The following is a 21,427-nucleotide window of genomic DNA, read 5'->3' on the forward strand; positions in this document are numbered from 1 at the left end:
TATAATTTTTTTTTTTTTTTTTTTTTTTTTTTTTTTTTTTTTTTTTTTTTTTTTCACTGATGAGATGATGATGATGATGAGAGATGAGATGAGAGATGAGATTATTGTTACTGAAATTAGTTTATGAATTTATTATTTATTAAATAAAATAAATTAATGATGATCAGGTGATCATTACTGATCATGATCAGGCCACCAGGAAATGGCAAAAAAAAATTTTTTTTGGAGAAATTTACTCAGCCACTGAGAGAAAAAAAAAAATGAATGATTTTTCCACCAGACTGAGGCATGCTCAGGCTCACTGGCATCATCCAGGAGGAGGCTGGCCAGGCTGATGATCAGCCACCATTTCATTCTGTCACCCAGCCACCAGGCCACCCCATGGCATCAAATTCAGGTGGTGGTGGAGAGAGAGGCTGGAGAGAGATCAGGCTGAGCCAGGCAGTGGTGGTGGCATGGCAGAGAGAAAAAAAAAAAAAAAAAAAAAAAAAAAAAAAAAAAAAAAAAATTTTTTTTTTTTTTTTTTTTTTTTTTTTTTTTTTTTTTTTTTTTTTCCAGGCTGGCAAGGTGGCCATGGCATGGCATGGCATGGCACCAGGCTGGCATGGCATGGCATGGCACCAGAAATTATTTTATTAAATTAAATTTTTTTTTTTTTTTTATTCAATTAAAAAAAATTAAATCAAATATTCACACACATGGCATGGCCAGGCTATTTTTCATGATCATGGCATGGCATTTTCTTCCAGGCATGGCATGGCATGGCATTCATGGCACCAGGCATGGCATTGCATTGCATTGGCATGGCATGGAGAGAGAGAAGATGTTCAGAGAGAGGCAATGGAGGAGGCAGTGGCAGGCTATAATGGAGGAGAGAGAGAGAGAGAAATTTTTTTTTTTTTTTTTCCAATTTTTTTTTTTTTTTTGGCATGGCACCATGGCATGGCACTGAATTAATTTTAATTATTATTTTAATTTAATTATATTATGCTGTTGTTTGTTTGTTTGTTCGGTTGTTCGGTTCAACTGCGCCGTTGCCGCCGACGACTACATGATCGATCTACACACCGACGAATTTTCTGTCGGGAAAAAAATCGAAAAAACTATAATTAGTCACACCGGACTAAATTATTCACTAAATTTATATATATTCAATTATTCATCATTCAATCAATTATTATTCATTATTTGAAAATTGATCATCATTTCATTCACATCATCCACACACCACCATCCTTTCATTCAGTGACAGGAACCATGCACATTCAAACACTTATCTCTCATCGCGCAGGCTCCCGTTGGTCAACGACCTGCGAGTTGCCAGAGCATTATTCTTGTCAGTCTGCCGGGCCGTGAGAGAGTCATCTCTCGTCACCTTACTTTCCTAACAATGCCCTACGGTCAGCGCTTCTCGGTTGAGTTTCTCTCTCTCTCTCTCTCTCTCTCTCTCTCTCTCTCTCTCTCTCTCTCTCCTACCCGCCACTACCCGTTTCTCTCTCTCTCTGCTCGCCGGCCCCGCAACCCGCCTGTGTGTGTGTGTGTGTGTGTGTGGGGCAGCGAGGAGGATTGTGCTGCATTTGTTTCAGGCGCTCCATAACAGCCACCACATCCTCTCCGCGCAGCCCCTGACCAACTTCGATCGCCAGGCATTCACGACTAAAATTATCCACTACAGTTAGGGCACGTATCCGACGCCCGTTGAACAGATTATCAGCAACAAAATCCATGCTCCAGCACTGATCTAATGCGGTCACTTCTGGACGGGCGTGTCGGTGCCTGGCTGTAACATGCCTGAGTGGTCGTTTTGCTCGCAGATTCAGTCCTTCCTGACAGTAAATTCGGTGGGTTTCCTTGTGGTTGACTAACCAGCCTTCCCTGCGCAAAAGAATATGAATGTGCGGGCAACCATAGCGGATCCGTGTCTCCGCAATTTCTCTTATCCGGTGAGTCAGGGCCCTGTCATCACGACAACTGCGATAGAGGTATACCGTGCGACTCTGCATCATTAAACGGCAACCACGACGCAGCCCGATACGATAGGCGTCCAGCAGGTAAGTCACCGCTTCACGCTTCTGAATGGGCCTCAGAACTTTTTTCGAATGACATCCTGGAGCATTTCCTTATCCAGACTGAGGTCCGCCACCAGACGCTTAAGCCGTTGGTTTTCGTCCTCAAGCTGCCGCAAACGGCGCAGTTCTGTTACGCCCATACCGCCAAATTTTTTCTTCCAGTTATAAAAAGTGGCTTCAGAAATACCCATCTTTCTGCACACTTCCTCCACCCGAGTGCCTGTTTCGGCCTGTTTAAGGGCGAATGCTATCTGTTCTTCGGTATAACGGGTCTTTTTCATGGTTGATATGCCTCTCAGTGAGATGAAAGAAAGACCGGATACTTTAGTTTAGGATGGCACTGTTTTCAGGGAGGAGATCAAGTCAAGTCACATGCACCTTTCAAACAAATTCCAAATCTCCAATCGATAGTATAAATTAGAAATATTCATCAGTACTGTTTTGAGAGGTTTATTACCCCTCTCAAAATGTGTTCTAGTTGTCGCAATAAATAATTGGAACAGCATTAGCCTCTTTTACAGCATGAGAAAAAGAAGACAAGATCCATAGCAGTTGAATCACATGAGGCTTAACCGGTTTTTTTCTTCGCAAATTAATGAACTCGCGCTCTATCTCTTTTTTGGATAAAAATGAACAGCTAAGAATGCATTTTCTATGCAATTTAACATCCTTAAAAAGGTCGTCAAGGTATTTCCTAATGTTTTTAGTGTCACCTTTTCTTACCTTTTTTATCTTGGTTGATACTGACTTTTTATTGTAAACTCCAGTATAGTTTTTATTGAATTTTCTCTTTAATTTAACAGTAAAATCAGCAGTATTAAAATACATATATCCAAGATTTTTATACCCTGACCAACAACGTCATGAAGTTTACTTGCTGATGTGCTTTTGTCACCATGCTTTGAATGAATGAAACAAATGCATGACTCCGCTTTATTAAATGTGATATGGTCTGCCCATTCATTCCCTAAGTCATCGCAAAAGATGTAATCATCCCCACTATGAATGTTTTCCACCACATCAAACATGGAATCATTAGAGAACTTATCCATTCCTTTTAAAAGCAAACCTTTCTCACTTGAGACGTTTTTTATATTAGTTTTAGGGACAAGCATTTCTAATATGCTATTGATTTCCGATAAGCCTGAAGAGTCCTCGAAACAATTACCCATAAAATACATATAGCATGGGTCAGTAAACGTAATGCTGTAGAAACCATTTTTAAAGATAAAACTTTGCAAAGTTATATCTTTAGAGTTGTATGTAACTTTTATTTTTTTTAGAACAGTAGAGTCAATCGTTAGTGTTTTGTTATTTTTTCGTATCTTAGCCTTTCCAAGCGGCACTTGAATATTCAAGTCAGGTTTTATTTCATAAACTTTTTCAAGTTTACGAAGCAACCGATTTACTTGTATTTCATTTAAAATGCAATCGGTTCCATCAGGCAATTTGTATTTTAGTATGGCGCCTTCCGATTGTAACTTTTCATATAATGAAGTACTTTCTATTAATAAGGCACTTGGCACAGTAGCGCTTAAAACCTCACTTAAATCTTTTTGTTTTGCAAAAGAATTGAGGAAATCCTTAACCCCGCCACCTTGCCTTATCAGACAAAGCTGATTATAAGACCATATCGCAATTTCATCGAAATTAACTCTCTGTGACGCCTCTACCAATCGTCCTGAACCAGAGATTGTCTTAATTATTGCACCTTGCCTAAGTTTTAAGTAATAAGGTATTGACCTGCCAGCAGCATGAGTAGAGTAAGAACCTTTAAGATCTGCTGATTCTGCAGATCTATTTCTGATTGCCTTATCTGAATTAGTTATTGTTCTTGTGGATATTTTTTGGAATAAAACATCAGAATCATTAAAGGTGCTAGCCAATAAATTACTCGAGACTAAATTAAAATTCCTTTCAATATCATCTGAAATATTTGCACAGCTTTTCTTTATTATTGCCACACTATTATCAAACTCAAGAATTAATATAAAGGCATAAATTTTATCTTGGTAGTTCTCTCCGCCCTCGATCTCCCCAATAAAATACACTGGTTTGAGTGTTGGGAAGATTCGCAATGAATATTTATAAGGGATGTCATTTTCAATTAATCTTTTGTCAATTCTAAACGCCTCTAATAGGTAATCACTACCAGGTTCAATATTGTCATCTGCAGCATCCAAAATATTAGTTATTTCAACGTCTGTTATTGTTCTGTTTCTATTGTCTTCTGGTATTATTAAGTTATAGAATTGAATGTTTTTTGTAAGTTCTAATCTATCAATCATCATAAAACTCCTGTTAGTATTTGACACATGTTCATGATTGTACATTCCCTTATAAATCACACCATTAATATTTATCTATCAATCATAAGGTTGAACAGGCGAATCGCTAATGGCAGATTATTTTTACCGACGAGGTTCTCGCCCAAGAAGACTATGTTGCCCTTCAGAGGGATATTAACTGTCTCAAAATTACGAAAGTTGAGTATCTTTAAATTTGCAAAACACATAACACCCCCTATAAATCAACTTATCAAATCTAGCCATCATGTTTTTACTAAATTTATTGTATTGGCACAGCACTGCAGCAAGTGGTAGTTAATGCCTCAATTGGATTTATGTTCCATCGTTCACATTCTCATGCAGAGCCAAACCTTATCTTCTCCAAACCTACTTACAAAATCTTTCGCCTGCCTAGACGTCGTTGTTCCAGTTAAACCTTCATTACTTCAGCCACAGGATAGTAGCTATCCCCGCCAACATACCACAGTGTTTTTACGCTCAGAAATAAGTGCGCTATAGGCTTTAATTTGGGTCTTGAAATTATTTCTGGGGTGTTATCCAGCTTGTTGGAATAAGTTTTACGCCATTACGCCAGCGATCAGAGACTGCATCCTGAAACCAGTCATCTTTAAGGTCTGCATGGTCCATAACTATTATTTGTAAATCAGGGGCGAGCGTTTTAGCAGCGTGGTTGATTAGGCTGAACAGCCGATTTACAGCGTTCTGATCTTCATTCTTCAGAGCGTCAATAGAACCATCATTATCTTTTTCAGGTGGATAATGCGCCTGCGATGGCTGATCGAGAATTAGAAATCCTGGCACGGGGCGTTTTTTTTGACGGAACCAGCGATGAAGGGCCAGATGTGCCAAAATATGGTAGCCGACCCAATTTTCCCCGCTGCCCATACGGAAAAGTGGTACCGGTCCGTCCAAGGTATCTGCCACCACGGTGAGTTTGCGGATATCTAGACGCAGGTTGCTTCCCTGATGTTCTAGATCGAGAAGCTCCGAATATTCAGTCATATAATGGCCGATTATATTGAGGAAGGCCGCAAGTTTCTCTCGTACAGCAGTCGGATCCAATTTGTTTTCAAGGAAACTTACAGTTAATTGCTGATTTTCTAACCGGGTGCGAAGACCCGAATATTGCTCTGCATCGCTGACAGTTTCAAGATACTGTGCGATTTTCCCCAGAGTCCGCGCCTGCAGCATAAAGTTTTCCTGCTGTACTCGCAGATATTCAGCTTGTTGGATGCAATCACTGATTTTTTTCTGATTCTCTCGAAGATTATTGAGGAGAGTATTTTCCTGTATTTGGAGGGCTGCTAAGCGCTTCTGGAGCCTTGGATTTTCTGCTTCTACCGCCTCAAGTTGTCGGCTCAATTCATTGAGTGAATGGTTGAGTTGAGCAACAGAAGGAGCAACGTTTTCGAGGTGACTTTCGCAAAGAGGACAAAGCTGCGATACCTCTGAGGACTTTATCAAATTCACTACGCTGAGTCTCGCACGCTGCTCCCGCGCCTCTCGCTCATAGCCGGTTGATTCGGAAGTAAACGCCCGCGTTTCACGTATCTCGCTATTCAGTCTCTCAAGCTCAGTACGCATCCCTTGACGTTCTGAGCGCAGTCGCATCAATTTGTCATCATGATCACTTACTACAACTGCATCTGAAAATACTCCTCGCTCGCTCAAGCTTTGGAGCAAAGTCATGCAGGCCTCATAGTTTACAACTACGGTTCGATCGTCGGTAAGCCCTGCCATTTTAGCTTCTTCAAGAAGAGCTTTTGCACGCGGAAATGTGGCGTCATCCAGCGATTCAGCTTCCCGTACCAACCTTTCAAGCTGACGCAGTAGTTTTCGCGCATCGTCCAATTGGGCTTGCTGTAAGAGCCGCTCTTCATCCATTGCGCCAAGAAAATAAGGAAAGGTGTCCCGGATAGCCTGCGCTATAAAACCATCATCTTGGCGATGAAACAGACGCTGTTTATTATCAATATCGTTCTGATCCTGGAAACAAAAAAGAAGCGAGTGGCGGAAATTTGCCTCCAGAGAGGGTCGAGTAGGACTCGGGGGACGGTGTTCGTTTTCATTAATGCCGATTGCCGTTCCCAGAAATTTCTCCACAGCGTTGACTGTAGTGTTTTTGTGGAGAGTTGCGCCATCGGGAATCGACAGGAAGCTCCCGCGGGCAATATAGATGTCGCCGTGAGACTGTGTACCGGCATCTGGATTGCGTCGCGCGATAAAGATTTGGCTATCATTCAGTTGAAAAAGGATCCCATACCATTTCGTACATTTGCGGATAACGCCATCGGCTACGTAACATTCGCTTCGCCCGGTAACGTAATCAATAATATCAATTATTGCTGATTTACCCGTTTTGGATGCGCCGGTCAAGATGTTCAGTTGACCGGGATGAAGGGTGATTTCACGTCGTTCTCCCCCGTGGTTGTAAATCACAAGGCTGGCTATCTGAAGACTCATGGCGCTATCCCCCATGCAGCATAAATAGTCGCTGTTGTACCAGCTGCTGCGAGCCAACGCCCCAGAAATGCCGCACGTTCAATGCATTCTCCGGCTTCCTGAGTAAACAGTGGCGTTCGTTTTTCTGTAGGTGAGAGCAGTTTAGCTCCTTTCTTTAAGTCACCATTTTCATCCAAGCAAAGAGCGCTCTGCCTTGTACCAAATAATATGCTCTCACGGGTAATACCGTTTAGCCGCCTGACTCTGTCGGGGAAATTAATCATCGTATCTCGGTTGTCCTGGCACCATGCCAATAGTGACGTTACGGTTGTAGCAGGCAGAGCCTTGCGTGTTTTCTGATGAAGAATTATCGGAAGTATTATAAAGGCTAGTGCAAAGGGTAATGAGCAACCGGTCTTTTTATTGAATTCTGACGATGTATTGGCTATAAGCAATACGCAGAAAGCTGGGTTGAAGAGGTAGCTCTCCTCGATGGGACGGGAAGACCAAGGCTCCATCATCAATCATCTCCTTTCTGTTCATCACTATTATTCTGCATGAAGTCAGGGTGCCACCCCACGGCGTATCGGTTAGCCAAAATATGGTAGCTTCCGTGGGTAAGAAACCGCTCTCGTAGGCTGCGGAGAGGAAAACATGCCTGCTGTTCTGCCCATGCGAACAGGTCCTTTCCAGAACGTATACGATCGGACTCATCACTATCAGGTAATAAATCGTCTTTCTGTGCGGCGAATCGTGGCTGCCAAGCCTCAATGAGGTCTTGCTCGAACGTTTTAAGCTCATCATTAAGCAATAATTCTTCTCTAACCCATTTTGAGCGTTGCTCTGAAGCTCGATAATAATCACGGATGGCATACTCAATACGTGCCGAACCGAGATTTATCTTACGCAATTGATTGACAAAGGGTCGACTATCTAGCTGAGCGATCACTTCTTGAGGAGGAGAAAATGACCGAAAATCTACAGGTAATGAGGAACGTCGAAACTCCTCTCGCAGTTCATCAATGCGAGATTCAATAGCCAGCACTGGGATGCTGCCCACCTCATTGCCGCTGAGCATACGTATCACTTGGTCGAACCACCAGCCTTCTAAACGCTCAGTGAAAATTTCGATATGCTGTCTTCCTACAGCACGGTGCAACTGCCGGTAAATATCTTCTTTAACATCAGTAATCGAAGGAGATCGATCAAGTACATATATTGATCTTAACAGAGCAAATCGAGCCTCCTCCGGTAAGATCTTATAGGCGTTGAAAGCTTCTTGTAGCGCGCGGTTATTTGAACTGTTTGCAGTCGTGAGTAACAATAAATCGGCTTGAGCCTCGTTACGACTTTCTGTTCGTAATAGAAATGACGCCGAATTCGAAGGTGCCAAACCAGTTGTTATTAGAAAGTGACGAGTTCTTGAGAAACCGCCACAATCGGTGGCTACACTTTTTATCCAGATGAGTAGCGTTTTCCAAAGGTCAACGCTGCTGTCAGTCAGGTTTCCAGTTTTGGCTTTATGATGTTTGGTCTGGATAAGATGAATCGGTAAGCCGTTTGCCTCAAAAGCTATATCATCAAACTTTTCAATTGAGATCCTGAACTCTGGTGAATCCAGAGTAGCTTCCAGTCCTTTTAGCAATGCGTAGCGACACTGATACAGATAGCCAGTGGCCGACGCGCTGGCCTCATGCGCGTTACTCATCCCGTCACTCCGTTAATTTATCGATAATATTTTCTAACTGAAATCCAATCAATTTACTACTGTCAACATCCAAGATTCTGAAAAATACTTTATGAGGGGGGCCCTAGATAGCCTAATCAGTCCAAGTACAACATCCGCCCCCCAAGTAAGCAACGTCCACTCTTGGTATGTGCAGACTGTTAGACCTCGTTGCACTCTTAGTGATAGATTCTTCGATGCTCTCGTTAGTTATGCTAACGTTAAGGGTTAAGCCATAGTAACGATCACCACATTCCGAGGATTGCTCAATCTGATTTGTTTAATCCGCAACTATTGGTGGTCATTTTGGTGGTCTTGACAGGATGAAGATTCAAGTTTAGCTTGCTTATTAGCCAGTTACTGGCAAAGGTGATCCCAGTCAGAGGAGCCAAATTCTATTCTCATCGCACTGTATGGATCCTGTTGCTATCCAGGTTCAACAAGCCCGCGTGAAAAACCTCCCGATGTTTCTTTAGTCTCCCCTCTCGCCAAAAAATTGCTTGCTTTTCCCGCTGCCTGCTAAGTAACCTGTCGAGGTTCATACACCTTTAAACTTTATGAAACGGATTTTCATGAAACGGACTTTTCTTGCGGACGCCCGTCCACAAAAGACGCTGGGACGCATTCTCGCCGGGCTGCTCTTCGCTGGCGCTTCCCCGTTACTGGCTGCCACGCCATCCGACGCGCCCGACCGGGCTGCTTCCGCTATTGACGCGCGCGAACAGCAGCGCCAGCAAGAGCGCGAGCGCGCCCTGCAAAGCCAAAATAACCCGCAGTCCGATGTGCGCCTTGCCCGCCCTGAGCTTGAGCGAACCCCATATCCCGCTGATGAGCAACCCTGTTTTACCCTCAACCGCATCGCCCTGGTCGGTGAGTCTGCCGGGCGTTTTCAGTGGGCGCTGAAAGCCGCCGCTGACGCCAAAGGGCGCTGCCTGGGCGGCCAGGGCATTGTGCTGGTGATGAATCAGGTGCAAAACGCCATACTGGCTAAAGGCTGGGTCACCACCCGCGTGATGGCGCAGGAGCAGGACCTGACCACCGGCGTGCTGACCCTGACCCTGCAGCCCGGGCGCATCGGGGAGATACGCTTTGAGCAACCCGTTTCGTGGCGCGGGCGACTGTGGAACGCCCTCCCCGCCTCATCGGGCGACATGTTGAATCTACGCGACATTGAGCAGGGGCTGGAGAATTTCCGGCGGGTGCCCAGCGCCGCGGCCGATATCAAAATCGTCCCCGGCAGGCAAGATGCCACCAGCGACCTGCTGGTCAACTGGCAGGAAGCCCGGCCGGTGCGGCTTAGCCTGGGGCTGCATGACAGCGGCTCTAAAAGTACCGGACGGTATCTCGGTTCCGCCACGTTAGCCCTTGATGCCCCCTTTGCGCAGAACGACCTCTTTTACGCCAACGTGGGTAAAGATCTGTTCCAGCACGGGCCGTTTGGCAACCGCTCGCACACCCTGAACTACTTTTTCCCGCTGGGCTACTGGGGTGTTGCCGCCAATTACAACGACTACACCTACCACCAGAATATTCCCAACGCCAACGAAGTGCTGCGCTACAGCGGTAAAAGCAACAATGCTCAGCTGACGCTCTCCCGGCTGCTGTACCGCGACCAGTCGCACAAAATCACGCTCAACCTGCGCGGTTACCGCAGGCACTCGACTAACGCCGTAAACGACATCGATATCGAACAGCAGAAGCGGCGCACCGCCGGCTGGGAGCTGGGGCTTAACCAGCGCAGCTACCTTGGGACCACCACTCTGGACGCCAATATCACCTGGCGGCGCGGGACCGGCGCGTTCAACGCCCTTCCCGCCCCGGAAGAGTCGCGTCATGAAGGCAGCGCTCGCACGGGAATGGTGCTCGGGGACCTGGGGATCAATCAGCCCTTTACCCTGGGTGGGCAACCCTGGCGGATTTACACCAGCCTGCGCGGGCAGTGGAGCCCGAACGCGCTGACGCCCCAGGAGCGCATGGCGATTGCCGGACGTTACACGGTGCGTGGCTTTGACGGCGAACAGGTGCTGTCCGGGGAAAAAGGCCTGCTCTGGCGTAACGATATCGCCTGGAACGTATTCGCACGCGGCCACGAGCTCTACCTTGCGGCCGACTATGGGCGGGTAGGCGGCCCGGGTACCCGATACCTGGTCGGTCACCAGCTTGCGGGCAGCGCGGTTGGCGTACGCGGCGCGCTGTGGGGCCGGTTCAGTTATGACCTGTTTGCTGGCCTGCCGATCTACAAGCCAGCAGGCTTCCACACCTCGGGTGCCACGGCAGGCTTTAGCGTTAATCTGGAAATCTGAAACCCGGCAGGGCGTGATTACGCCCCCTTTTTTGACAATGGACGAAACGGACTGACTTTACTCAGGGAAGAACCTCATGAACAAACATTGCTATCGCCTGATATTTAGCCGCACCCACGGAGAGCTGCGGGTCGTATCCGAACTGGCCCGCAGCTGCAGCAGCGAACCCGGACAGCATCGCGGTGCCGGCATCGCGGCGGAGAACCGTTTATGGGTGACCCTGCGGCGTGCGGTATGGCTGCTGGGGCTGGCAATGTTTGCCGCGCCGGTGATGGCCAGCGGCATTGTGGCCGACGGCAGCGCCGCGCCCGGCCAGCGGCCGGAGGTGATCGCCACCCAGAACGGCCTGCCGCAGGTCAATATCACCGCCCCTAACCAGGCCGGGGTGTCGCATAACCAGTATCAGCAGTTCGACGTCGATCACAAAGGCGCCATCCTCAACAACTCGGCGGTCATGACCTCCACCCAGATGGCCGGCATGATCCAGGGCAACCCCAATCTCAATCCCAATAGCGCGCCGGCGCGGGTGATCCTCAACGAAGTGAACAGCAATAATCCCAGCCAGCTGCGTGGCTTTCTGGAAGTCGCCGGCGGCAAGGCGCAGGTGATTGTGGCTAACCCTGCCGGGATTGTGTGCAACGGCTGTGGCACCATTAACGCCGGGCGCATGACGCTGACCACCGGCAAGCCGCAGATGAACGCAGACGGCAGCCTGGCGGGATACCAGGTTGAGCGCGGCGTGATAAGCGTTGAAGGGGGCGGCCTCAACGGTGACGCCCGTCATGATACCGGGTACGTCGACCTCCTCGCCCGTGCGGTAAAGGTTAACGCCGGGGTCTGGGCCAAAGAGGAAGTCTCGGTGGTCGCCGGCCGCAACCGTATCAGCGCGGATGGAAAAAGCGTGGCGCCGCTCTCAGATAACGGCAGCGCTAAGCCCCAGCTGGCGATAGACATGGGCCAGATGGGCGGCATGTACAGCGGCAGTATCCGCATGATAGGCACCGAAGCCGGGGTGGGCGTGCGCAATCAGAACGCGCAGGTTCAGGCAGGCAAAACGCTGACCGTCAGCAGTGAGGGCAGGCTCAGCTGGCAATCAGATGCGCAAAATGCGGCCACGCAGGCCGGTGGCGATATCAGGATGGCGGCCAGAGACGCCGTCGACTATCAGGGTAAGTTACACGGCGGCGGCCAACTCTCCGTACAGAGCCGCGAGGGTAAGCTGACGCAGTCAGGCACCCTCGCCGCGGCGGGTGATGTGCAGCTCAACGCCGCTCGCAGCATAGCGAGCAGCGGGCACCTTCTGGCGGGCAGCGATGCCAATAGCCAGATCAACCGCGATGCCAGCCTGCGCCTGGAAAGCCAGGGCGATATTCGCGCCAGCGGCAGCCTGCTCAGTAAAAAAGAGATTGATGTGAGCGGACGCCGGGTCGACATCAGCGGCGCGCACGTCGCGGCCAGCCGCGCCCGGCTAAACGCCCGGGAAGGCGGCGCGGCGCTGCGAGATTCAGCGATAGACAGCAAACAGTTGGTCATCAACACCGCCGCTGATATTGATGCGCGCCAGGCTCAGGTGAAGGCCGGCCGCTGGGACGTCACTGCGAACAACCTGTTCAATCAGCAGGCTACCTGGTCCCAGACGGGAACTGGTGAAAGTCGCTTCGCGCTGACGGGGCGGCTGGACAACAGTGACGGCACCATAGAAAGCCGCCAGCTCAGTTTCAGCGCGGCGGCGCTGACCAACTCGCGCGGCAGCCTGCTGGCACTCGATAATGCGGCGCAGCAGTGGCAAGTCAGTGGCCTGCTCGACAATGCGGGCGGCGAGATCGGCAGCAACGGCGACCTGCGGCTTGACGCCGGCAGTCTGGACAATCAGAACGGCACGGTAAAAACCCAGGCCGCGCTGGCGGTGAACACCTCCGGCGCGGTCAACAACGCAGGTGGTAACCTGCTGGCCGGAAACGCCCTGACGCTCAGCGCGGGCGGTGACGTCAGCAACGAGTCCGGCACCCTGAGCGGCGGCCAGCTCACCCTCAGCGCGGCGGGGCTGCTCGCGAATGGCAAGGGTGAAATCAGCGGTCAGTCGCTGACGCTGACGACCGGCAGTCTGGATAACGCCCTGGGTAAGATCGTCGCCCAAAACGATGTCACCCTGACGTCGCAGCAGGGGCTGAACAATGCCGGCGGCTGGCTTGAAGCCGGAAATGGCCTCGCGTTAAACGCCGGGGGCGACTGGGATAACCGTGGCGGTATCGCCCAGGGCGGCCATCAGGTCAACGCCAGTGCGCTGTCGCTCGACAATACTGGCGGCAGGCTGCAGTCCGGTGGTGACCTTAGCCTGAATAGTTCAGGCGATATTGTTAACCGCACCGGCAAGCTGACCGCGCAGCAGGCACTCAGTGTCAACGCAGGCGCGGCCAGCCTGTTTGACAACGACGACGGTTCGCTGCAGAGCGGCGGCGCCCTGACCCTGCAGGGCGGACGGCTGAACAACCGTCAGTCGGGGCGGATTTACAGCCAGAACGCGCTGTCACTCAGCCTTGACGGGGAATGGAACAACCAGGGCGGCACCTTGACCGGCAGCGGCAGCAGCTGGGTGCGCGCTGCAAACCTGCTGAATGCTCAGGGGGCTATCAACGCCCTCGACAGCCTGGACATGCAGTTCAGCGGAAAGCTGGATAATGGCCAGGGACGTATTTTCAGTCAGCTGTCGCAAACGCTCAACGCGCAGGACATTGTCAATGTTGGTGGCTGGATGGGCAGCCAGGGTAGCTGGCACGCCGTCAGCGGCAGCTTTGACAACGCGCAGGGCAGCGTGCAAAGCCAGCAGGATGTGCAGCTTGCAGCGAACTGGCTGGGCAATGCGCAAGGCGCCCTGCAGTCGGCGGCGGACCTGGTGCTGCACGTTGCGCAGGATATCGATAACCACGGCGGCAAGGTTTCCGCGCAGGGGCTGCTTGCCGTGCAGGGCTCGACTGCGGATGCCCACGCCGGGGCAATCAACAATGCGGGCGGCCAGTGGCTGGCGGGAGAGGCGCTGAACATTGCCGCCCTGAGCCTGAACAACAGCCAAAACGGTCAGCTGTACAGCCAGAAGCTGCTGCGCCTGAAACTGAACGGCGAACTGGACAACCGTGGCGGCAGGCTGCAGAGCGGCGACGCGCTGTCGCTTGACGCACAGGCACTGAACAATGCCGGCGGCACGACAGACGCCCGGCAGGCGCTAACGCTGCGCATCCTCAGCCTGCTTGATAATACTGGCGGGACAATACGCAGCAACGGTGACCAGCGGGTCACGGCGGGCGATATCAATAACCGACAGGGCGTATTCAGCAGCCGCGGTGACATTGACCTGGCCACGGCACAGCTGGACAACGCCGGCGGCACGCTGATCGGTCAGGGTGCAGGCACCTATCACATTGCGCGGCTTGACAACCAGCAGGGCAAGGTTCACAGCGCTGCATCGCTGACGCTTGACGCCACGCGGGTGAATAACCAGGGCGGCCAGCTCGTCGCCATGCAGGCGCTGAGGCTCAGGGCGGACGCGCTGGACAACAGCGCTCAGGGGACGCTCAGCAGCCAGGCGTCGCTTGACCTGCAAGCTGACAGCCTGAACAACCGCGACGGCGGCCTGATCCTCGGCACCACCCACGCCGGCATCCGCGCGCGCGACATCGACAACGCAGCGGGACGGCTGCAAAGTGCGGGCACCCTCACCTTCACGGATGTCGCCACACTGGATAACCGCCAGGGACGACTCCTTGCCAACGGTAATATCGCCATTAATGCCGGACTGTCGCCGGGCGCCTCACCGCTCGCCCTGCGCAATCAGGGCGGACGGGTAGAGAGTGCCGGTGACCTGACTCTGCATACGCGCACCCTGGAAAATCAGCGCGGCACCCTGCTCGGTCTGCAGTCGCTCACGCTGAGCGCGCAGCAGGATTACATCCGCACCGCGGGCGAAACCGTCAGCAGCAACGGTAAGGTGACGTTCTCTCTGAGCGGTGCCTTTACCAACCTGGCGGACTGGCTGTTGCCGGGCGAACTTATCCTTAATGCGGCCAGCATCACCAATCCGGCTGTCCTGGTGGGCAAAACACTTCAACTGACGACCGGGACCCTGCAAAACAGCGGGCGCATTGAAGCGGACACCATGACGATGAACGTCGATACCCTGGACAACGCCGCGGCGCTGATGGGCGACGATATCACCGTGCGTGCGCGCACGATTGACAACCACGGCCAGCCTGCGGTCATCGCAGCGGCCCACCGCCTGACGTTGCAGGCCGGCGAGCGCCTGAGCAACCGGGATGGCGCCCTGCTCTACAGCGGCGACAGCCTGTCGCTTCACAGCGATGACCTGATTGAGAACCGGGCGAGCTTTATCGAAGCGGACGGCGACCTGGCCGTCGAGGCCCGCCGGCTGGACAATCTGCGCGAAGGGCTGGAGATCCAGCGCGATGCAGAAAAGAGCGACTACAAGTGGCATCGCTATAACTACTACTGGCGCACCTATGGTTCGGCGGTCAACCCCGATAAAAGCACCATGGCACCGACCACCCAGCAGCTGACCTTCCAGGATGACGCGGCGGCGCAGAGCAACCGCTACGGCACCCTGCTGGCCATTGATGCGGCGGGCAAGCGCGCGCAGGTGCGCGTCAAAGACAACAAAGGCCAGCTGACCGACCTGTGGGTTAACTACCTGGCGCTTAAGCCGAATGCCGACGGCAGCTACGCGATGACGTTCTATGAAACGCGTGGGGGAAACCAGCTGGCAACCATCCCGACGCCCTATCAAAACGGCTTCCACTGGGAGCACGACTGGACGCAGGTGCTAACCTGGGACCCCGAAAAGCACATTGATATCGACAGCGCACCGTTTATTACCGATTACAACAATTTCCGCGAACGCTCAGAGAGCGGCACGGTGACCCGCGACAGGCTGGTTTCCGAAGGCATCGGCGCGCGCATTCTGGCAGGCGGCAATATGCTGCTGCGCATTACCGGGCAGTTGCTCAATGACGCCAGCGTCATCACCGCCGGTGGCAACCTGACGCAGGATGGCGGTGGCAGCGTGGACAACCGCGGTTACTCGGTCAATGAACGGCGGCAGGCAGTGATTGTCGACCATTACGACAAGGACACCCATCACTGGTATCCGACGTTCAACCGCGATGAAACCACGGCGCTAACCACCGTTGACGGCATTATTACCGGCAACGGCACGGTGACCATCAACGGCGCCAGCATTACCAACACTACGGTAAACCAGGCGCAAATCAGCCGGCTTGAGTCGGCATTAAACGCCGTAGACGCCGAACGTGCCGAACTGGAGCGCAACCCGCTGGCCTTTACGGTTGAAGGTGCTACCCCCGTGGTCGGCGACACCACGCTTGCGCCGCTGGGGCGCCCGCTGCTGCCGGCCGAGCTGGCGCTTACCCAGTTACAGCATCTGGGCAATGTGGCGACCGCCATTCCCAATAACGCCCTTTTTGCCCAGCATACGGCACCCGCCAGCCCGTTCCTGGTGGTCACCGACGAACGCTTTACCAACCGCGATAAGTTTATCAGCAGCGATTACCTGCTCGGCCGGGTGGGCTATGACCCGGCGCAGGTGCATAAACGCCTGGGCGACGGTTTTTACGAGCAGCGCCTGGTGCGTGAGCAGGTGCTGGCACTCACCGGTAAACCGTCCGTCAGGGGGGAAGATGCGATGGCGCAGTACCAGCAGCTGATGAACAACGGTAGCCAGGTCGCACAGGACTTCCACCTGGTGCCCGGCGTGGCCCTGACGCCGGAGCAGATAGCCGCGCTGCAGCAGGACATCGTCTGGCTGGTGAGCGAGACGGTGCAAACGGCCGACGGTCCGCAAACGGTGTGGGTACCGAAAGTCTACCTGGCGCAGAGCACGCTGCGCCTGACCGGGGATGGCGCGGTGATTGGCGGCGGCAGTCTGCAGCTCTCGGCCGGCAGCATCACCAACGCCGGCAACCTGTTTGCCGACAAGGCCCTGACGGTCGACGCCGGGCAGTTCCTGCATCAGGGTGGTGACATCAAGGCCGGCAGCATTGACGTGCAGGCCGACACCCTGTCGATGAGCAGCAACCTGCAGGACGCGCTGCGCCAGGCGACGATGAGTGCCGATGACATTAGCCTGCGCGGCACTGATATCGGTCTTGCGGGCGCCAAGCTGACTGCAACAGATACCCTCAGCCTGAGCGCGCGCAACAATCTGACCATTACCACCGCCAGAAGCAGCCACACGGCTGACCTCGGGGTTATCTCCGGCTCGATGGGCAACCGTACACGCGGCGGCACGGAGGCGGCCGGCTCCCGGATGGCGCAGGTCAGCGGCGAATGGCAGCAGGTGCTGGGGAGCGAGCTTAACGCCGGCGGCAATCTCACGCTCAATGCCGGGCGTGACGTGACGCTGACGGGCAGCCAGCTCCAGGCAGGCGGCCAGCTGGGCGTGCAGGCCGGGGGTAATATCAACCTCCTTGCCGATAAGACCACCAATAGCACGCACCTGGACGCCAACAGCCGGACTTCGTCAGTCAGCAACAGCCGCGAGGAACAGCGCCTGGCATTAAGCGCACTCGGCGGAGACCAGGGCGTCACCCTGGTGGCAGGTAACCAGCTGCTGGCCGAAGGCGCACAGGTTGCCAGCAAAGAGGGCCGCATCGGCGTCAGCGCGCAGGACGTGACGATTAAGGACGCACGGACCCACTCGCAGGACCAGGACAGCGAAAACAAACGCGAGGGCAAGACCAAAAGCCATCGCATCGAGCAAAACACACGCGAGACCAGCAGCGGCAGCACCTTCAGCGGTCAGCAAGGGGTCACGGTTATCGGGCGTGAAGGCGATGTCACCGTCACCGGCAGCGCCCTGCACAGTGACCAGGGCGCCATCGCCCTGCAGGCGAAAAAGGATGTGACCCTCAGTACCGCCACCGAACGCGAGTCAAGCTTCAGTGAAGAACGGTCTCAGAAAAAGGGCTTCCTGAAAAAAAGCAGCAGCCACAGCGTGGCGCATGACGCCACCACGCGCGAGAAAGGTACCCTGCTCAGCGGGGAGAGCGTCAGCGTCAGCGCCGGCAATGACCTGACGGTCACCGGGTCGGCGATTGCTGCCGACCGTGATGTGAACCTGCAGGCCGGACATAACGTTGATATCGGTGCGGCCACCGAGACCGACACCCACTACCGGTTGGATGAGAAGAAAAAGAGCGGCCTGCTGGGCAGCGGCGGCATCGGCTTTACGATTGGTAAGCAGTCGAGCAAACACGAAGTCGACGAGAAAGGCAGAACCCAGAGCCAGAGCGTCAGCACCGTCGGCAGCAGCCAGGGCAATGTCAGCATCACCGCAGGCAACCAGCTGCACATCGGCGGCGCCGACCTGGTGGCGGCCGGAGATCTGGCGCTGACCGGTGACAGCGTGGCTATCGACCCGGGCTACGACCAGCGCACCCGCCGGGAAACCTTCGAGCAGAAGCAGAGCGGGCTTAACCTGGCGCTGTCGGGCAGCGTGGGCAGCGCGCTCAACACCGCCGTCAGCACGGCTCAGCAGGCAAGAAAGGAAGGCGACGGACGCCTGAACGCGCTGCAAAACACCAAAGCGGCGCTGTCCGGCGTGCAGGCTGCACAGGCCTGGGCGCGTGACGACGCCCTGACCGGGGCGGCGGATGCGAAAAATGCCGCAGCCGGCCTGCAGTCGGGTGATGAAGGTGCCGCGCAGGGGGCCACCAACACCGTTGGCGTTACCGCCTCCTGGGGCAGCCAGTCGTCGAAGAGCGAAACCCGCACCGACAGCCGCCAGTCGCAGGGCAGCACGCTCAACGCCGGGCAAAACCTGTCGATAACGGCAGCCGGTAAGAATAACGCCGCGCAAAGCGGCGATATCGCGATATCCGGCAGTCAGCTGAAGGCGGGCAAAAACCTGACGCTCGACGCCGCGCGGGATATTACCCTGCACTCCGCGCAAAACAGCGAATCCACAACGGGCACTAACAGCAGTAAAGGCGGTAGCGTCGGCGTGGGTATCGGCGCCGGTACGGGCGGCTACGGCATCAGCGTCTCTGCCGGGGTGAACGCCGGTAAGGGGCATGAGAACGGCAGCGGCCTGACCCACAGCGAAACCACGCTCGACGCGGGCAGCCATCTCAGCCTGACCAGCGGCCGCGACACCACCCTGAAAGGGGCGCAGGCCAGCGGGGAAAAAATCACCGTTGACGCCGGGCGCAACCTGACGCTGGAAAGCGAGCGGGACAGCGACCGCTATAACGCAAAGCAGCAGAACGCCAGCGCGGGCGGCAGCTTCACCTTCGGCTCAGCCGGTTCCGCCAGCGTCAGCGCCAGCCGGGACAGGCTCAAAAGCAACTTTGACAGCGTCAAAGAGCAGACCGGGCTGTTTGCGGGCAAAGGCGGCTATGACGTCACCGTCAAAGAGCACACCCGGCTCGACGGCGCGGTAATAGCCAGCACGGCGGAGAGCGACAAGAACCGCCTCGATACCGGCACGCTGGGCTGGAGCGACATCCACAACCAGGCAGATTACCGCGCCACGCACAGCGGCGGCAGCCTCAGCACCGGCGGCCCGGTGGGCAGGGACCTGCTGACCAATATGGCCGGCGGCATGCTGTCGGGCGCCAACAACAGCGGCCATGCAGAGGGCACGACGAAGGCCGGGGTCAGTGAAGGCGCCCTGCTCATCCGTGACCAGGACGGGCAGCAGCAGGATGTCACCACCCTGAACCGGGATACCGACCACGCCAACGACGGCAGCATCAGCCCGATATTTAACAGGGAGAAGGAGCAGAACCGACTCAGGCAGGCCCAGCTTATCGGCGAAATCGCCGGTCAGGCGATGGACGTTATCCGCACCCAGGGCGACATCGCCGGGCTGAAGGCGCAGACCGACCCGGCGGCGCTGGCGCAGGCGCGCGAGCAGCTGGCCAAAGACGGTAAAGCAACCGGCAGCGCGGCGGTGATGCAGCGCGCCTACGACAACGCGATGCGGCAGTACGGCACCGGCAGCGACCTGCAGAAGGCGGCGCAGGCGGTAACGGGCGCGCTGACGGCGCTGGCGGGCAACAACCTGGCCGGGGCGCTGGCGAGCGGCGCATCGCCGTATCTGGCGACGGAAATTAAGAAGCTGACCACTAATCCGCTGACCGGCAAGGTGGACGTGGCCAGCAACGCGATGGCGCACGCAGTGCTGGGCGCGGTCACGGCACAGCTGAACCACCAGTCGGCCGTGGCCGGCGGGCTGGGCGCCGGCGGCGGCGAACTGGCGGCGCGCTACATCGCCGGTCAGCTGTTCCCGGGCAAAACCGCAGAGCAGCTGAGCGAAAGCGAGAAACAGCAGGTCAGCGCGCTGAGCCAGCTGGCCTCAGGGCTTGCAGGCGGCCTGGCGACGGGCGATACTGGCGGTGCTGTGGCGGCCGCCCAGGCGGGTAAGAATGCGGTGGAGAATAACTTCCTGAGCAGTACCTCCTCGGAAAAACGTGATGCTTTGGCAGAGAAAGTCTTAAAAGGCGATAAATCCCTGCAAACCGCGCAAGAGTTTTTGCAACTGGAGAATGCTGATACACGCAGTGATGCATTAGTTGCTAAATTCAATAAAGAACCAGCCAGCATGAGCAGTGCAGAGCGTACAGAACTAGCCAGTTATTTGAGAGTTTATGCTGCCGAAATGCAGACTCAATATGATGAGGCCGTAACTAAGGAACTGATTACAGGGATGCTGACAGGGCAGAACTATCAACAATCAGCCCCGCAAACGAAAGCTCAACAAGAGGCCCAAAAAATCATGAATACCTGGGGCTACCATAAATCGAATGCCAGCATTGGTGACCCTGCCCTGTTGTTCGGCGGTAATATGTTGGGCACCACGATAAAAGAGGGCATGGCGCTGAATGCGGCAATTGGCGCGGGAGTTAATACGGTATCTCAGTTGTCTGGAAAAGATCCGTTCAGCTATGTTGATGCCATTATGGCCGGAGTGACCGCTGCAGCGACAACAGGAAAAGGTATCGGGGCATCGGCTGCAATTAATATGGGCGGTGCTGCTGTTGGCAGCGGGATTAAAGGTGAAGACCCGACTAATTCAGTTATCAGTACCGGATTAGGTTCCGTGATTGGTGGCAGTACTGGAAAGGCTATATCTGGATCTTTAGGAACTTCTGTAAAAGAGGGAACGGCAGATATTATTAGCAATATCGGTGGGTCCGTTACTAGTGAAGCTGTTGGAAATACTGTAAAAGGAACGCTTGATGAAGCCGATAAATCCGTTAAAAATTAATCAGAGTGTCAATTTAAATACTCTTGTTAAATTGGTGGTTCGTTGTATTTTGTGTGTTTTTTTTATAGCAATGATGGGCTGTCTTCTCGGCAGATTAATAGTATTTTTTAAAGCCAATTTTTTACTATTTGATTGGAAAAAGGATGTTTTTTATTCTTTAAAAGTAGGCGCTTCCGCTGGTACATTAGCTGGGATCGGCATCTGGATAAAAGCCAAACTGCAAGAGCGAAAAGATAGCAAATCCCGATCTGAATAACTTTATAATCCCGGCCACTGAGCCG

Annotated in this window: 10 protein-coding genes and 2 pseudogenes; 6 read left to right on the top strand and 6 right to left on the bottom strand. The window is 53.7% G+C overall.

Annotation, left to right across the window (positions count from 1 at the left end; translation table 11 throughout):
- Positions 1-174 precede the first annotated feature (174 nt).
- Complete coding sequence (locus ACLI4M_RS00945) at positions 175-354, bottom strand: hypothetical protein (RefSeq protein WP_413449759.1); 180 nt, start codon at positions 352-354, stop codon at positions 175-177.
- Positions 355-381: 27 nt separating this feature from the next.
- On the opposite strand from ACLI4M_RS00945, the gene ACLI4M_RS00950 reads away from it, so the two are divergent.
- Together ACLI4M_RS00950 and ACLI4M_RS00955 are read left to right on the top strand one after the other, a co-directional pair.
- Complete coding sequence (locus ACLI4M_RS00950) at positions 382-639, top strand: hypothetical protein (protein ID WP_413449760.1); 258 nt, start codon at positions 382-384, stop codon at positions 637-639.
- 93 nt (positions 640-732) lie between these two features.
- Entirely contained in the window at positions 733-957 is a 225-nt protein-coding gene (locus ACLI4M_RS00955) for a hypothetical protein (RefSeq protein ID WP_413449761.1), read from the top strand.
- Positions 958-1,535: 578 nt separating this feature from the next.
- Here ACLI4M_RS00955 and ACLI4M_RS00960 read toward each other — a convergent pair.
- From ACLI4M_RS00960 to ACLI4M_RS00980, 5 genes and pseudogenes are all read right to left on the bottom strand, one after another.
- Positions 1,536-2,350: pseudogene (locus tag ACLI4M_RS00960) on the bottom strand (IS3 family transposase); the annotation flags it as partial.
- Between the two features lie 510 nt (positions 2,351-2,860).
- Complete coding sequence (locus ACLI4M_RS00965; protein WP_413449762.1) at positions 2,861-4,360, bottom strand: hypothetical protein; 1,500 nt, start codon at positions 4,358-4,360, stop codon at positions 2,861-2,863.
- Between the two features lie 537 nt (positions 4,361-4,897).
- Entirely contained in the window at positions 4,898-6,841 is a 1,944-nt protein-coding gene (locus tag ACLI4M_RS00970; protein ID WP_166643172.1) for a DUF3732 domain-containing protein, read from the bottom strand.
- Entirely contained in the window at positions 6,838-7,341 is a 504-nt protein-coding gene (locus ACLI4M_RS00975) for a three component ABC system middle component (protein WP_133623355.1), read from the bottom strand. Before ACLI4M_RS00975 ends, ACLI4M_RS00970 begins: the two co-directional genes overlap by 4 nt.
- Positions 7,341-8,528 carry an ABC-three component system protein gene (locus ACLI4M_RS00980; protein WP_133623354.1) on the bottom strand — a complete coding sequence of 396 codons (1,188 nt, stop codon included), beginning with the start codon at positions 8,526-8,528 and terminating at the stop codon, positions 7,341-7,343. Before ACLI4M_RS00980 ends, ACLI4M_RS00975 begins: the two co-directional genes overlap by 1 nt.
- 270 nt (positions 8,529-8,798) lie before the next feature.
- Between ACLI4M_RS00980 and ACLI4M_RS00985 the strand changes: the two are divergent.
- The 4 genes and pseudogenes from ACLI4M_RS00985 (at position 8,799) to ACLI4M_RS01000 (ending at position 21,402) form a co-directional block, all read left to right on the top strand.
- Positions 8,799-8,999, top strand: a pseudogene (locus ACLI4M_RS00985) (hypothetical protein).
- Positions 9,000-9,118: 119 nt separating this feature from the next.
- Entirely contained in the window at positions 9,119-10,849 is a 1,731-nt protein-coding gene (locus ACLI4M_RS00990; protein WP_133623353.1) for a ShlB/FhaC/HecB family hemolysin secretion/activation protein, read from the top strand.
- A gap of 76 nt (positions 10,850-10,925) precedes the next feature.
- A complete protein-coding gene (locus tag ACLI4M_RS00995) occupies positions 10,926-21,146 on the top strand; it encodes a hemagglutinin repeat-containing protein (protein WP_413449763.1) in 10,221 nt (3,406 codons plus the stop codon).
- Complete coding sequence (locus tag ACLI4M_RS01000; protein ID WP_133623352.1) at positions 21,118-21,402, top strand: hypothetical protein; 285 nt, start codon at positions 21,118-21,120, stop codon at positions 21,400-21,402. The genes ACLI4M_RS00995 and ACLI4M_RS01000 overlap by 29 nt, the downstream gene beginning before the upstream one ends.
- Positions 21,403-21,427: the final 25 nt, after the last annotated feature.

Origin of the sequence: Erwinia sp. LJJL01, assembly GCF_047300805.2 — a bacterium.
Taxonomy (GTDB): domain Bacteria; phylum Pseudomonadota; class Gammaproteobacteria; order Enterobacterales; family Enterobacteriaceae; genus Erwinia; species Erwinia aphidicola.

Excerpts from the sequence above, each read along its gene's own strand:
- ACLI4M_RS00995 (WP_413449763.1), top strand. The coding sequence starts at position 10,926 with ATGAACAAACATTGCTATCGCCTGATATTTAGCCGCACCCACGGAGAG.
- ACLI4M_RS00945 (WP_413449759.1), bottom strand. The coding sequence starts at position 354 with ATGAAATGGTGGCTGATCATCAGCCTGGCCAGCCTCCTCCTGGATGAT.
- ACLI4M_RS00970 (WP_166643172.1), bottom strand. The coding sequence starts at position 6,841 with ATGAGTCTTCAGATAGCCAGCCTTGTGATTTACAACCACGGGGGAGAA.
- ACLI4M_RS00965 (WP_413449762.1), bottom strand. The coding sequence starts at position 4,360 with ATGATGATTGATAGATTAGAACTTACAAAAAACATTCAATTCTATAAC.
- ACLI4M_RS01000 (WP_133623352.1), top strand. The coding sequence starts at position 21,118 with ATGAAGCCGATAAATCCGTTAAAAATTAATCAGAGTGTCAATTTAAAT.
- ACLI4M_RS00980 (WP_133623354.1), bottom strand. The coding sequence starts at position 8,528 with ATGAGTAACGCGCATGAGGCCAGCGCGTCGGCCACTGGCTATCTGTAT.
- ACLI4M_RS00975 (WP_133623355.1), bottom strand. The coding sequence starts at position 7,341 with ATGATGGAGCCTTGGTCTTCCCGTCCCATCGAGGAGAGCTACCTCTTC.
- ACLI4M_RS00950 (WP_413449760.1), top strand. The coding sequence starts at position 382 with ATGGCATCAAATTCAGGTGGTGGTGGAGAGAGAGGCTGGAGAGAGATC.
- ACLI4M_RS00955 (WP_413449761.1), top strand. The coding sequence starts at position 733 with ATGGCATTTTCTTCCAGGCATGGCATGGCATGGCATTCATGGCACCAG.
- ACLI4M_RS00990 (WP_133623353.1), top strand. The coding sequence starts at position 9,119 with ATGAAACGGACTTTTCTTGCGGACGCCCGTCCACAAAAGACGCTGGGA.